This window comes from Shewanella sp. ULN5, assembly GCF_030731885.1.
GTDB classification, from domain to species: domain Bacteria; phylum Pseudomonadota; class Gammaproteobacteria; order Enterobacterales; family Shewanellaceae; genus Shewanella; species Shewanella holmiensis.
In genome coordinates this window covers 306,251-319,137 of the sequence record NZ_JAPJEE010000002.1, presented here as the reverse complement: position 1 = coordinate 319,137, position 12,887 = coordinate 306,251, and the positions used below count along the sequence as shown (strand labels likewise).

The window sequence follows — 12,887 nt, the reverse complement described above, 5'->3', positions numbered from 1 at the left end:
TCATTTTTAATTTAATCGTTATAAACAAATCATATAAAAACGCCTGTTCTAGTAGGTTAACCTGTCTTCGTATTTCTCCTTTCGGTTAATCGCCGTTGCTAGACTATTTGGCATAGTGTATTTAAAAGGTGAAAATCATGTCTAAACGTCGTGTTGTTATTACTGGTCTTGGATTAATCACTCCAGTGGGTAATGATGTCGAATCATCTTGGAAAGCATTGCTTGCTGGCCAAAGCGGTATAGCCCCCATTACAAAATTTGATGCAACTGAATACGGTACGCGTTTCAGTGGTTCGGTTAAAAATTTTGATATTGAGCAATATTTAACTAAGAAAGATGCCCGTAAAATGGATTTATTTATCCAATATGGTGTTGCTGCGGGTATTCAAGCCATTAACGATGCTGGATTAGATATGTCTCAGGAGAGACCTGAGCGTGTAGGTACAGCTGTTGGTGCGGGTATGGGCGGTATGCCGTTAATCGAGCAAAACCACAGTGCATTGCTTAACGGTGGCCCTCGTAAAGTGTCACCGTTTTTCGTACCCAGTACCATTATTAATATGATCTCTGGTCATTTGTCGATCATGTATGGCATGACTGGCCCTAACTTTGCTGTCACAACGGCCTGTACTACCGGTGTACACAATATTGGTTTTGCGGCGCGTACGATTGCTTATGGTGATGCTGATGTCATGATTGCCGGTGGTGCAGAAGATGTGACCTGTCCTTTAGCCATTGCAGGCTTTGGCTCTGCAAAAGCTTTATCGACACGTAATGATGATTATCAAGCCGCAAGCCGCCCTTGGGATAAAGACCGTGATGGTTTTGTTATCGGCGATGGTGCAGGCGTATTAGTGATGGAAGAATACGAACACGCTGTTGCCCGAGGCGCTAAAATTTACGGTGAGCTAGTTGGCTTTGGTATGAGTGGTGATGCATTTCACATGACTTCGCCTCCAGCCGATGGCGCGGGTGCAGCTGCAGCTATGGTAAATGCCATCAATGATGCAGGTATCGAAAAAGAAGCTGTGGGTTATATCAATGCGCATGGCACATCAACTCCAGCGGGTGATAAAGCTGAAGCCGCGGCGGTTAAATCGGTTTTTGGTGCACATGCTTATGATTTATTAGTTAGCTCAACTAAATCAATGACAGGTCATTTATTGGGTGCAGCAGGTTCAGTTGAAGCCATTATTACTCTGCTTGCTCTGCAAGACCAACATATTCCACCTACCATCAATTTAGATAATCCAGATGAAGGTTGTGATTTAGATTTTGTGGCTCACACTTCACGAAAGCATACTTTTGATTATGCCTTGTGTAATTCATTTGGTTTTGGCGGCACTAACGGCTCGCTATTATTCAAAAAAATCTAAATATAGATCAGAGTTAATTTGATGATTGAAGGGAAGATACTTATCTTCCCTTTTTTATAGGGTAAAACAATTTAGCGCAACTTTCCGTTTCGCAGACTTGTAGGTATAGCGTAAACTGCAACTAATATATTCTCGAGGATAAACATTATGGCTGGTGTAGACAGACAACTTACGCTTAGGTTTTTAGCAGAGCCTGCTGACGTCAATTTTGGTGGCAAGGTGCACGGCGGTGCCGTAATGAAGTGGATCGATTTAGCCGCTTACGCCTCTGCCGCAGGTTGGAGTGGTAAATATTGTATTACCGTATACGCAGGCGGGATCCGTTTTGTTAAGCCTATTCATGTAGGTAGCATTGTTGAAGTCACAGGTAAAATTATTTACACCGGTACTTCGTCTATGCACGTGGCAATTGATGTAAAAGCCGGCGACCCCAAGTTCTCTGAACGTCATTTAACCACTCACTGTATTGTTATTATGGTCGCGGTAGATGATGAAGGTAAGCCGACTAGCGTGCCAGAATGGATCCCACAAACAGAAGATGATATTCGTCTGCGCGATTCAGCATTACGCCTAATGGATATGCGTAAACGCATTGGTGCAGAAATGGAAGCACACGTAAAACCTATTGTAGAATAAACAAAATAATACATTACTGATGGGGGAGTTATGGCTAAGGTTGCATTTTTAGGGTTAGGGGTAATGGGCTTTCCAATGGCTGGACATTTAGTCAGCAAAGGCCATGAGGTAACCGTTTATAATCGTACTCAAGCTAAGGCTGATTTGTGGGCGCAGGAGTATCAAGGTAAAACAGCGCTGACACCTAAAGAAGCCGCTATCGGCCAAGATATTGTGTTTACCTGTGTTGGTAATGATGATGACTTACGCCAAGTGGTATTAGGTGAAGAGGGTGCAATTCATGGTATGCAACCTGGTAGTATTTTGGTTGATCATACTACCGCTTCTGCCGATGTAGCACGTGAAATACATGCTGTTTTAGCAACCAACAAGATTGCCTTTTTAGATGCGCCAATTTCTGGTGGTCAAGCTGGCGCTGTTAATGGCGTTTTGACAGTGATGATGGGCGGCGATCAAGCCCCGTTTGAAATTGTTAAGCCGATTATTGCAGCCTATAGCCGATGTGCTGAGTTACTTGGGCCCGTAGGCTCAGGCCAATTAACTAAAATGGTTAATCAAATCTGCATTGCCGGTGTTGTGCAAGGTTTAGCTGAAGGTCTGCATTTTGCAAAAAGTGCTGGCCTTGATGGTTTGAAAGTAATCGAAGTCATTAGCAAAGGTGCTGCGCAAAGTTGGCAAATGGAAAATCGTTATAAAACCATGTGGCAAGGTGAATACAATTTTGGCTTTGCGATTGATTGGATGCGTAAAGATTTAGGGATTGCATTAGATGAAGCCCGTCGCAATGGTTCGACTTTACCTGTAACTTCATTGGTTGATCAATTTTACGCAGATGTTCAAGCAATGAAAGGTAATCGTTGGGATACCTCAAGTCTATTGGCGCGTTTAGAGAAAAACCGTTAATTTTGATAATGTAAAAATGTTAATAAAAAGGACTGCGATGCAGTCCTTTTTATTAGTGAAATCAAGGTTAGCTTGGGTCGACAACAATATGTTCGAGTTCGACAGCAGCAATAGTGTGCAATGCATCCATCGCGGCGCCTACAAGACTTATTTGCCCCTTTGAAGACTCAATTAATACCGCGCGTTTGATGTCGCTATAATCACGATTATGTCTAATCAAATTTGATAATGCCATTTGCATAGGTTGCATCGATGGATTAAAGGCGGCATTTTCAGCGTATCGGCCACAAAATGTAGCGCCATCATGTGTTTCAAGCACAACCGCGGCATGACAATTTGTATAAGGGGCATAACTCAATCCAGCTTGATCTAATGCTTCAATAATCAGTGGATCGCTTGATTCTAAATTGAATTCAATATTACTTTTTGATAGTAATGGTCGGGTTACATTTAAGTCTGTTGGCCCAAAGGCATAGGGTAAATAATGGCTTAGTGGTGCAGTAGCTTGACCAGGTAAATGAATATTGATTTTACTACCATCAACGAGTTCATTAATAAATTGGCGACAATGTCCACAAGGGCTGAAATTTACCACAATATCGACAATTTGGGTTTCACCGCTCAGCCATGCATGGCTAATAGCGCTTTGTTCGGCATGAACAGTATGAAATAGGGCTTCACCTGGTAACTCTAGATTGGCTCCCATATAAATATCGCCACTGCCACCTTTAGCAATTGCGCCTACAAAAAATTGGCTTAGGCTAGGGCTGGCTAATGCAGCAGCCACAGGCAACAAGGCTAGCAATAACTCCTGTTCGGTCAGTTTAGTTTTATCGATAAGCACCGATAATTGATTAGCATCGATATGGCCGCAAAAGTCATCATTTAATAATGGCACTAATGCCGTTGATAATGACTTTGAAAGTTGACTAATACTGTCTATAAATCTGTTTTGCATTTCCCTTGTCCTTAAATGAAACTCTTCATATTTGAACTTAAGTGTATGGCTATTATCAATATACTAGAGTGATTGTAAGTATTGGTATAGGGCTTTTAATAGCTTTTGTTTGTGTTCATTGTCGCTGGTTTCTTCAACCAAGTTTTCGAGACGCATCACATAATCTGCATCCATTAGGCGTTGTTGACAAAACTCTCGCCATTTAAGGCTTTCTTGATGGCTTAATGTTTGTGGATAATTACGGGCTCGATAGCGAAACAGCATGGTATTAATGCGTGGATCATCGAATTGTAATTCCAGAGCAGCTAAATTTTGAGCGTGTGTATTGCGGACGATATCTATTTTTGCTTTGTCAGCATGACTGAAAAAACCGCCACTATATAGCATCAAATCTGGATCTGTTATTTCAGCTCTATCGGATTCAATTTCGAACACCGCATTCAATTTCTCACGAATATCAGGAGCATTTTTTAATCGTTTATACTGCTCTCTTGCGAAGTCTTTATCAATCTGTAATCGTGAAGCAACCTCATCGTCTAATAACTTGGCCGAACCGATAAACGGACATTTATTGATATGGATTTGCTTAATCGGTATAGGCAGCTCATCAGGTGCTAGATTTGCTCGAGACGTATACATGCGAGCAGAAATCTCAGCGGCACTTAAGGTGAGTAATGGTGAGATATCCATTGCCAAATTAACACAAATAACCGCGTTCTTGTTGGTAGGGTGATAAGCCACTGGCGCGATTAATGTTGTACAGCCATTTAACGCACTGACTTTTGAGCTTACATGCACCAAAGGTTGCATTTTTAGTACATCAATTTGGTCGTTAACCGCTTGTTTTCGTCTTAGCTTGAAATAATAGTCATATAACTTAGGTTGTTGTTCTTTAATAAGCTTTGCCATGGCAATGGTGGCATACACATCCGACATCGCGTCGTGCGCTTTTTCATGACTTAAGCCATTGGCTACCGTAAGTTGTTCTAGTTTAAAGCTTGGAGAGCCGTCTTCTTTTTGCGGCCATGTTATTCCATCCGGTCTAAAAGCATAGCAAGCACGCACTAAATCAATTAAATCCCAACGTGAGTTACCTTGTTGCCACTCTCTTGCATAGGGATCAATAAAGTTACGGTAAAAACCATAGCGACTGACTTCATCGTCAAAGCGTAATGAGTTATAACCAACAACACAGGTATTTGGCTGACTGAATAAACCATTAATTCGCTGCATAAATTCAGCTTCAGGCATGCCTTTGTTGTTAGCTAATTGTGGTGTAATACCTGTGATTAATATTGCTTCAGGAGAGGGCAGGTAGTCAGGAGCAACTTGGCAATAAAACGTTTCTGGCTCGCCAATGATGTTAAGGTCAAGGTCAGTTCTAATGCCGGCAAATTGACATGGACGGTCTTTAGCGGGATTAGCGCCGAAAGTCTCATAATCGTGCCAGAAAAGTGTTGGTGCTTCGCTATAATTTTGCTTCATTTAATATGTCTAATTTTTTGATTTAACATGCTGATATAATGAGATAATAACCTTCATTCTCTTTTGCTTCATATTCTTGTCTTTTCGATGGCTTCAACGCTAACTGTGTACAGTTGAGCGTACATATTTTTTTATCTATTCTCGAATGTAACTAAATTCAAATTATTATGTACACAGGTCGAAAAAATGTCTTTATCTGATAGTAAATTACGTTCAATTCTTGGTAAAGAATACAACGGAAAAGCAGAGTTGTCAGATCGTGATGGTCTAAGTGTCAGAATTACCCCAAAGGGTGTTATTTCATGGCAGTATCGCTTTCGACTTCACGGTAAAAACTCAAGAGTAACGTTAGGCCGTTACCCTGATGTAAAAATTGCTGAAGCTCGCAGCTTTGTGCCTGAATTGCGTGGTTCCTTAGCAAATGATACAGATCCCCGAGTGTATTGGAAACAGCGCAATACCCAATTAGGCAAAGTTACTGTTCGGTTTTGCTGCGAACAGTTTTTAACTAAGTATGCCTACTCGCTTAAGCCTGGCACGATAGCAACTTATCAATCTTGTTTTCGAGTGTATTTATACAAAGCTTTTGAAGATAAAGTGGTTGAAAAAATCAGCTTGGCAGAATGGATTTCATTTTTTGATGAAATAGCAAAAAAGAGCAGGGTGACTGCCGGTGCCGTTTTAAAACAAGTAAAAACGATTTTAAGCTGGTGCGTTAGACGGATGATAATTTCAAATGTTGATGTTCTTCAGCTAAGAATTACTGATGTCGGTTCTGTTTCTCAGGTTGGTTCTCGGGTATTGACGACGGCAGAATGTGGTTTAATTTGGTTAGCAATAGACAAGCGCCGTGCAACTCAATCAGTTTCTAATTCAATCAAAGCATGTATGTTAACTGGCGCTAGAATCAGCGAATTGTTAAAGGCCAAACGAGAAGATTTTGATTTAGAGTCTTTGATTTGGACTGTGCCAGCCGAAAATAGTAAAACAAACCAGCCTATCCGTCGTCCGATTAGTCAGCCTTTGCTTAATTTATTGAATATGCAGTGGCGGATATATCGCTCAAAATGGACGTTCCCCGCACCCAATGATATGCGTAAGCATTTGGGTTTAGCTTCAGTTAATAAATTTGTACGCGTTATCAGACCTGATATTAATATCCCTTTATGGCGATTACATGATTTTAGGCGAACGGTCTCTACCCGTATGTCTGAGCAGGGTGTTTTACCACATGTAACTGAAAAAATGCTCGGCCATAAACTGGGCGGGGTTATGGCCGTTTACAACAAACATGACTGGTTAGAAGAACAAGCATCTGCTTATGCGTGCTGGGGTGAAATGATTATGGGTGAATTGAATGGTACTGATGAGTAAATAATCTACCTTAAATTACGATGCTGATAATTAGGTATTTAAAGGAATGGCTATCATTTTTAGCCACCTTTATCGCGCAAGCTCGCTTTTATCTGTAATTTTAGTTAAATAAAGTTGATTTACATCAATAGGATAGCTAATGTGGCATGATGTAAATCAATAACTTGACTGGCCGGTTTTATCGGGCGAGCCCTTAAATAAGCGTTAGGTGCCACTTAGTCAGAGATCGTTCATACTTTATCAAAAGTTGATTTTAGCAAAAATTATTTTAATAGGGGATTTATATGCCATTAGAAAAACAATGGTCCTTTGAAGATAGTGCGCTATGGAAGCTTAAACTGAGGCTTCAATTTAGTGGTTGGTTACAATATATTATTCATGCAGCATGGATATCGATACTACTGCTGATTACTGGAGTCGGTTGGTTAATTGGGCATTGGCAAGTTTTGTTGTTTTGGTTACCACTTGGTTTAGCTACATTGTTGAGTATCGCGCTGGTTGGCACGATAATCATGGTTAAATATGGATTACACCCCACCGAAAAAATACCTCCCAATAAAAATCATCTCGATGCATTTGATTTGATGCGATCACGTCAATCATGCCGTTCATTTCAATCTCGTAATTTAACAGCCGATCATCATGCTGAATTACTCAAGGCGGTTCAGTTTCATACTCAAGAAAACCAACTACTTGGGCAAAAACCTATTCGATTTGAATATATCAAGGCACCATTAATCGTTTGGCCCGTTGTTGGTGCGCACGAATTTTTGGTAGCCGTTGCCCCAAAGGAATATGACCGCTTATCAATCATTGATGTTGGTCGGAGTTTGCAAAAAATTGTGATTCAAGCAACTCGCATGGGTATTGCGACTTGTTGGATAGGGCCAGGCGCCGATAATAAAAGCATTCTGCAACATCTAGATGACAAGATCGACCCAGAAAACGATCATGTCATTTGTGTTTGTGCAATCGGCTATGATTCGATGTATAAGCCATTATTCATTCGCTTCTTTAATCGCTTAATGCATAAACGTTTACCATTATCGGAACTGTTTTTTTCCGACCCGTCACTTAGTACACCATTGGATACTCAAGCCAATCCATATAGTCTTTATGGACGTTGTTATGAGGTTTGCCAGTGGTCACCGTCGTCATACAATGGGCAAACTACTCGCTGTGTCGCAATAACAGAGCAGGAAAATGGTGAAGAAAACATCATTCGTTTTGATTTCTTCACCTCCATCAGCTCGCGGTATTATGCCGCTGTTGCACTTGGTATCTGGCTTGCAAACTGGGAAACAGGTTGTGAGGCTTTGAATATGCGCGGTCATTTTAAAGTTCTGCCACCTATTACAGCAGCTCCTGAGCTGCCACGCTACGACATCAGCTGGGTAGTTAATTGAAACCCCTTAGCAGGTGGTTTTATTGAGCTCTGATACACTTAAAACCTATATGGTCAGTATGTTATTCAAGCGTAATGGGCACCTAACAAGCGGCTGCACCGGACAAATTTCCGCTGTCACCTTTTGTGCAAAAACACGCACAAAAGCCGCCATCAAAATTTTGCTCGGTGAGCCGGGCGTTACCCTTCTTAATATTAAGAACTTTAATCAGATAACTAAATCATTTTTCATAAATTAAGGCCCCAATATTTGGGGCTTTTGTATGTTTAGCGAACATGGTTACAGGCAAGGTTGTTGCTGAGATATTTGCAACTCATCCCATTTTTCAAGTTCTGCTAAATTGTAAAACCTGCCGTTATGAATGGGCTGTGGAAACCCCATCTTTCTTCGCCACTTCCAGAGTGTTGCACTTGAACTGATACGATAGCGAGTCATTACTTCTGACGTGGTAAGAAATAGTACGGGTTGTCTTATGGCTGTGTAAGATGACATGTTGGCTCTCCAATATGAGTTTAATGGTTTGTTAGCGATAAGCGCGTTGATGTACCAGCTCAATGGCTTTAGTAAATCCTCGGGCTTCCCGTTGTTCTTGAATGTCGTAATGGCTGAACGCCTGATTTGCTGCTTTTAAACGCATCGTTCTAGCGGCCTTGGATGTTGCTTGTTTGCGTGTTCTAGATAGGCCTTTATCGGTTAAGTATCGTTTTACCTGATATTCAGAAATGCCGACTTTTGCTGCCACATGCTGATAGCTCATATGCTGTGCTAGATAATAATGTTCGATTAAATCACTTTGAATTATCGCTATAGCTGCGCTCATCACTTGCCTTCCTTAGCCAGCCTTTCAGCTAGCGTTTTCATGAACTGTTGGCATGAACCGACCTGATCACGTGGCAGGGCGTACCATTGTTTTAATGCTTCCTTGATAACGTCTGACTTTTTCATGCTGCTTGCCCCTGTATGCGTAGTTTTGAATCGGCGGTGCTGGCAAATAGCTCGGCATCGGCTTGGCTGAAGTTATTAACCTCAATGGCGTTGAAGGTTTTGCACATTCCCCAGCCGTTATAGTTGTTAGGCTTGTAGGTCACTTCAATCTGTTGATGGTCATGCATAAGCGTAAAGAACGGCTCTGATATAGTGACTACACCTTGTTGAGTGCTGAATGTTTTGGTTATTTTGTTCATGCTGCACCGCCCGATAACACTGCTAAGTCCATCTTTGGGTAACCGTTAACTTGATAGCCCGTGATAGGGTGGCCAGGTAACCTCACTTGATGGTACTTGTAAGAATGAATAATCGTTCTGCCAATCCCTTTAGCTAGGTTAGTTAATCCATTCCCAAGTGCTTGCCAGTAAAGACAATCAAGTGCGCCCAGTTTTATAGCGATTCCAATTTTGTCATTACTATGCATTTTTATTGGCAGTCCCATTTTTTGGGCGCGGTAGTGGCCTAAAATATGGTTAAACGCTGCTTTAGATTTCATTTATGCCACCTTATCCATATGTAGCTTTTGCCAATCGAGCTCTTTGATTTGCTCAACGGTGTTGGCCACTTCTTCTATTCGTTTCATGGCGCGAGATAGGTTTGATTTTTTAACCTCGTTACGAATGGCGGCAACGTTATCTTGGTGGCCAGTAACAAAGTGATCATGCAATGCTGCTTTGATGTTGTCTGACTCAATATTGGTGAGTTGCAATAGCAGCTGCAAACGTTCAGCGCTTTCACCGCCTTGGATTAGGTATTTCATGCTGCTTCATCCTTGCGTTTAGTTGTCCATGTAACAGTGTGCACTGCTGTTAGCTCAAAGGTGTTGCCACAGTCATGGCACTCGCGATCGTCACTATCGCATTCATAATCATCACAATCTGATTCAATAATTGCTTTACAGTGAGGACAGGTGATTTCATCATTACTATAAAAATCCCACTCGTTATATTCATAATCAGCAACTCTTTCTAAAGCCTTTTCCTTTCTAGCTGTATCCTCTTTATCTGCGCATGGTTTACAAACCCAACCATTTTTACCGCCCCAAGGTGCCTCTGTTAGTTGTGAACGACTACAACCACAGCTAGCACATACGTTGTGTTTGTCGCATTCAATATATGTCGTCCAATCACGCTGTTTACCGTTACATGATCCGCAGCCATTTACCCAGTACCATTGACCGTCTATAAGCTCCGCGTAAATGTGCTTTTCAGGCGGTTCGATATAGATAGTGTCGGGTTTATCGTGCATTTTTATCTCACTGCTGTTTGATGGGCCACCCTCAGCACGGTAACGCTCAAAGTCACGATGGTCGTCACCGTGGTAAAAGGTCTGAGTGCTTCCATTGCGCATTCTTTGGGTGTACCCATCTAAGCGAGGGTCATTGATTACTTGTGGATAGCTCATGCTGCTACCTCAATCTTAGCCGTGTCATAAGCGCTTTTAGCTACTTCATATTCACTGCCAAATATCTCTGTTGCATCTGTAAGAGCAAGGCGGGTATTAAGATAAATAACGTCATTGTGAAGAAACAGCGAAAGAGGAGTGAATAAACAGTTGCCCCAGTCAGTACCGATAGCTTTTAGAAGCGATTCGCGTGACACTTCTTCGGGCATCATTTCGTTATATTTAGCTTTGATAGCTTCTAGCGCTTCGCGGTCTGCTGCCTTCGGTTTGCCGAATTTAGGTGATGAAGCAAATGAACTGGTCGCTTTAGGCTTCATCCATAGATGATTATTTTCAAGTTGATTGAAATTGTGAAAGTTGATACCAGCAAATGAAATACGCTGAACGTGATTGCTAAAAATAGGTTTACCACCGAAGTGTGTCGCCAATTTTTCAGCCTGTTCAATCAACACCGCTTTACTTGCTTCAAATGATTTAAATGCTTGTACTGCGTTATCGTTGGTAATTTTGAAATAACTCATAATCGCTGCTCTCTTCGATTGTTAAACTGTGTAAGTGGCCCATTCCAAAACCTCTTTTTTGGTTTTAGGATTAATGGCGCCAGTCGGTTTTCTGTATCTAATTTCAATGTCGCGGCACTGTTCTTGTGCTTTGGTTAACTCTGCATATTGCTTAGCTAAACTGGGGGTAGATAAGCCGTGACTCAGTTTTTGAGCTTTCATTTTGGCAAACAGTTCGTCACGGGTTTTAGCTAGCTTTTGCTGGTATTCATCAATAGTTAGCTCTCGCCTGTTTGGATAAGTACCTGTGAACTTGCTGCATTTTTTGTCTGCAGCCTTCTTTACTAATGTTTCGCTAACACCAAATACAAAGAACATAGAACCCCCTACAAATTTTTTTTAACCATTGAACTTTGTAACTGCTGCTTAGTGCGTTGCCAGCCATTAATTAAGCGGTTTAGGCAGGCTCTTTCGTGGGGCCAAGTGCGGATCATGTCTTTGCACTTGGCTATTTCACGGTCGCAATATTCGATTGCGGCGCTCATACACTTGCCCTTAACTGAAATACCGTGCCTGTTTGGTGTAGTGGGGTATTGCGCCAGATGGTGATGCGGCCAGTGTGGTGGTTGTAACGCATGGCGAGGTTGTCACCGAGTTCACCGGCTTGGCTTTCAAACTGGCTGCTGAACAGTTGGCTTGGGTTGCTGTGCATTAATTGGCGTTCAAGTTTTGCTACACGCAATGCAACACGTTCACAGTCCATTGGGTCTTGTTTGGTGGCGAGCAGGCAGGCAAAACGGATACTGACCAGATGGAAGTGTTCCGCACGTTGCTTGTCTGTTGTAGGGGTGTTTGTCAGTATCATTTTGCCGTCCTCAGTTAATTGGGTACGGCCTAAATATAACTTTGGTTAATTAACTCGTCAATAACTTTGGTTAACTATTTTTTCTTTAATTGATTTTTTATAACTTGTATTAAGGTTGGTGTTATAAATAAACTATTGAACTAAGGAAGGTTTATGAGTGTGATTGAAACGTTAAGATCTTCAATTAGAACGGGTGAGATAGTGTCTATTGTTTACCACGGTGGCAGTGTAGTGGCGAATAAAAACTGGCCACTACATTAGGCCTACCAAACTCGTTATTGGACAGAAACCATTTAGAGTTGAAACTCTACCGCCTCCGTTTCGCATTACCATTAGTAATGATTATCTTAACAAAGCTAGATTGCATTCACTCCCGAAACCAAGAGGCTTAAACAGAAAGTTTAAGTTAAGCATTCTAAATGAACCGCCCTGTGCGGAGCCGCATGCAGGGTGGTGTGGGGGCTGGAGGCTAGATACCTCTGGCTACCCGATTAGCATTTTAACTTGCACCAGCGAATGCAGTCCGATACTTAACAAAACCACGCTTTACTGACCCTTTAAAACCCTGTTTTTCAAAAAATGTGTGCGAATCTGACCGTTCAGCTGAACTAAGCAGCATGATCTTAGAACAATTACTATTAAAGCAAAAAGCTTCAATTTCCTTAAATAAGGTTGATCCAATACCCAAGCCTCGAGCCACTGCATCTACAATAACGTTTTCAACTACAGCAAACGGCTGTTTACGAAACATAACATCAGAACACAGTGAAACTAACACGCTCCCAACAACATCACCTTGGTACTCACAGACAAATAGCATTGAACGCTCATCGTCATAAAGAGCCTGTATTTGTTCTGGATCCACTTTTACCGCAGGGTTATTAACCAATTGGTTATATAATTCAGACAATCTTAAAGCATCTTCAGGCTTTGCTTTACGAACTATCAATTGAACTCCTACCTAGCTGAAATGCTAACGTCTTAGTATAGTGC

General features: G+C 41.6%; 18 protein-coding genes. 5 read left to right on the top strand and 13 right to left on the bottom strand.

Going from position 1 to position 12,887, the window contains the following annotated elements; translation table 11 throughout:
* Nucleotides 1–137 precede the first annotated feature (137 nt).
* The 3 genes from fabF (at nt 138) to ORI98_RS03530 (ending at nt 2,915) form a co-directional block, all read left to right on the top strand.
* Complete coding sequence (fabF, locus tag ORI98_RS03540) at nt 138–1,376, top strand: beta-ketoacyl-ACP synthase II (protein ID WP_261298584.1); 1,239 nt, start codon at nt 138–140, stop codon at nt 1,374–1,376.
* A gap of 147 nt (nt 1,377–1,523) precedes the next feature.
* Entirely contained in the window at nt 1,524–2,012 is a 489-nt protein-coding gene (locus ORI98_RS03535) for an acyl-CoA thioesterase (RefSeq protein ID WP_261298585.1), read from the top strand.
* A 30-nt stretch (nt 2,013–2,042) separates the two neighbouring features.
* Entirely contained in the window at nt 2,043–2,915 is an 873-nt protein-coding gene (locus ORI98_RS03530; RefSeq protein WP_261298586.1) for an NAD(P)-dependent oxidoreductase, read from the top strand.
* A 67-nt stretch (nt 2,916–2,982) separates the two neighbouring features.
* On the opposite strand, the gene cdd is transcribed toward ORI98_RS03530, so the two are convergent.
* Together cdd and sbcB are read right to left on the bottom strand one after the other, a co-directional pair.
* The gene (cdd, locus tag ORI98_RS03525) at nt 2,983–3,873 is read right to left on the bottom strand and encodes a cytidine deaminase (protein ID WP_306134271.1); all 891 of its coding nucleotides are present in this window, start codon (nt 3,871–3,873) and stop codon (nt 2,983–2,985) included.
* A gap of 63 nt (nt 3,874–3,936) precedes the next feature.
* Nucleotides 3,937–5,358, bottom strand: a complete 1,422-nt coding sequence (gene sbcB, locus ORI98_RS03520; protein WP_306134269.1) for an exodeoxyribonuclease I — start codon at nt 5,356–5,358, stop codon at nt 3,937–3,939.
* A 186-nt stretch (nt 5,359–5,544) separates the two neighbouring features.
* Here sbcB and ORI98_RS03515 point away from each other — a divergent pair, with 186 nt between their 5' ends.
* Nucleotides 5,545–6,732, top strand: coding sequence for a site-specific integrase (locus ORI98_RS03515; RefSeq protein WP_306134268.1), 1,188 nt, complete (start codon nt 5,545–5,547; stop codon nt 6,730–6,732).
* Nucleotides 6,733–7,016: 284 nt separating this feature from the next.
* Nucleotides 7,017–8,138 (top strand): nitroreductase family protein, encoded by a 1,122-nt coding sequence (locus ORI98_RS03510; RefSeq protein WP_306134267.1) that lies wholly within the window; start codon nt 7,017–7,019, stop codon nt 8,136–8,138.
* 279 nt (nt 8,139–8,417) lie between these two features.
* Here the strand turns inward: ORI98_RS03510 and ORI98_RS03505 are convergent, their stop codons facing one another.
* The 11 genes from ORI98_RS03505 to ORI98_RS03455 all read right to left on the bottom strand — a co-directional run bounded on the left by ORI98_RS03505 (nt 8,418) and on the right by ORI98_RS03455 (nt 12,843).
* Entirely contained in the window at nt 8,418–8,630 is a 213-nt protein-coding gene (locus ORI98_RS03505) for an AlpA family transcriptional regulator (RefSeq protein ID WP_306134266.1), read from the bottom strand.
* Between the two features lie 31 nt (nt 8,631–8,661).
* Nucleotides 8,662–8,958, bottom strand: a complete 297-nt coding sequence (locus ORI98_RS03500; protein WP_306134264.1) for a hypothetical protein — start codon at nt 8,956–8,958, stop codon at nt 8,662–8,664.
* 121 nt (nt 8,959–9,079) lie between these two features.
* On the bottom strand, nt 9,080–9,322 hold the full coding sequence (locus tag ORI98_RS03495) for a hypothetical protein (RefSeq protein WP_306134263.1): 243 nt from the start codon (nt 9,320–9,322) through the stop codon (nt 9,080–9,082).
* Entirely contained in the window at nt 9,319–9,621 is a 303-nt protein-coding gene (locus ORI98_RS03490) for a hypothetical protein (RefSeq protein ID WP_306134262.1), read from the bottom strand. Before ORI98_RS03490 ends, ORI98_RS03495 begins: the two co-directional genes overlap by 4 nt.
* Nucleotides 9,622–9,885 (bottom strand): PapB/FocB family fimbrial expression transcriptional regulator, encoded by a 264-nt coding sequence (locus ORI98_RS03485; protein ID WP_306134261.1) that lies wholly within the window; start codon nt 9,883–9,885, stop codon nt 9,622–9,624.
* On the bottom strand, nt 9,882–10,529 hold the full coding sequence (locus ORI98_RS03480) for a hypothetical protein (RefSeq protein WP_306134260.1): 648 nt from the start codon (nt 10,527–10,529) through the stop codon (nt 9,882–9,884). Before ORI98_RS03480 ends, ORI98_RS03485 begins: the two co-directional genes overlap by 4 nt.
* On the bottom strand, nt 10,526–11,050 hold the full coding sequence (locus tag ORI98_RS03475; protein WP_306134259.1) for a hypothetical protein: 525 nt from the start codon (nt 11,048–11,050) through the stop codon (nt 10,526–10,528). The genes ORI98_RS03480 and ORI98_RS03475 overlap by 4 nt, the downstream gene beginning before the upstream one ends.
* A gap of 21 nt (nt 11,051–11,071) precedes the next feature.
* The gene (locus ORI98_RS03470) at nt 11,072–11,407 is read right to left on the bottom strand and encodes a hypothetical protein (protein WP_306134258.1); all 336 of its coding nucleotides are present in this window, start codon (nt 11,405–11,407) and stop codon (nt 11,072–11,074) included.
* An 8-nt stretch (nt 11,408–11,415) separates the two neighbouring features.
* Nucleotides 11,416–11,574, bottom strand: a complete 159-nt coding sequence (locus ORI98_RS03465) for a hypothetical protein (RefSeq protein ID WP_306134257.1) — start codon at nt 11,572–11,574, stop codon at nt 11,416–11,418.
* A complete protein-coding gene (locus ORI98_RS03460) occupies nt 11,571–11,894 on the bottom strand; it encodes a hypothetical protein (protein ID WP_306134255.1) in 324 nt (107 codons plus the stop codon). Before ORI98_RS03460 ends, ORI98_RS03465 begins: the two co-directional genes overlap by 4 nt.
* 499 nt (nt 11,895–12,393) lie before the next feature.
* Nucleotides 12,394–12,843, bottom strand: a complete 450-nt coding sequence (locus ORI98_RS03455; RefSeq protein ID WP_306134253.1) for a GNAT family N-acetyltransferase — start codon at nt 12,841–12,843, stop codon at nt 12,394–12,396.
* Nucleotides 12,844–12,887: the final 44 nt, after the last annotated feature.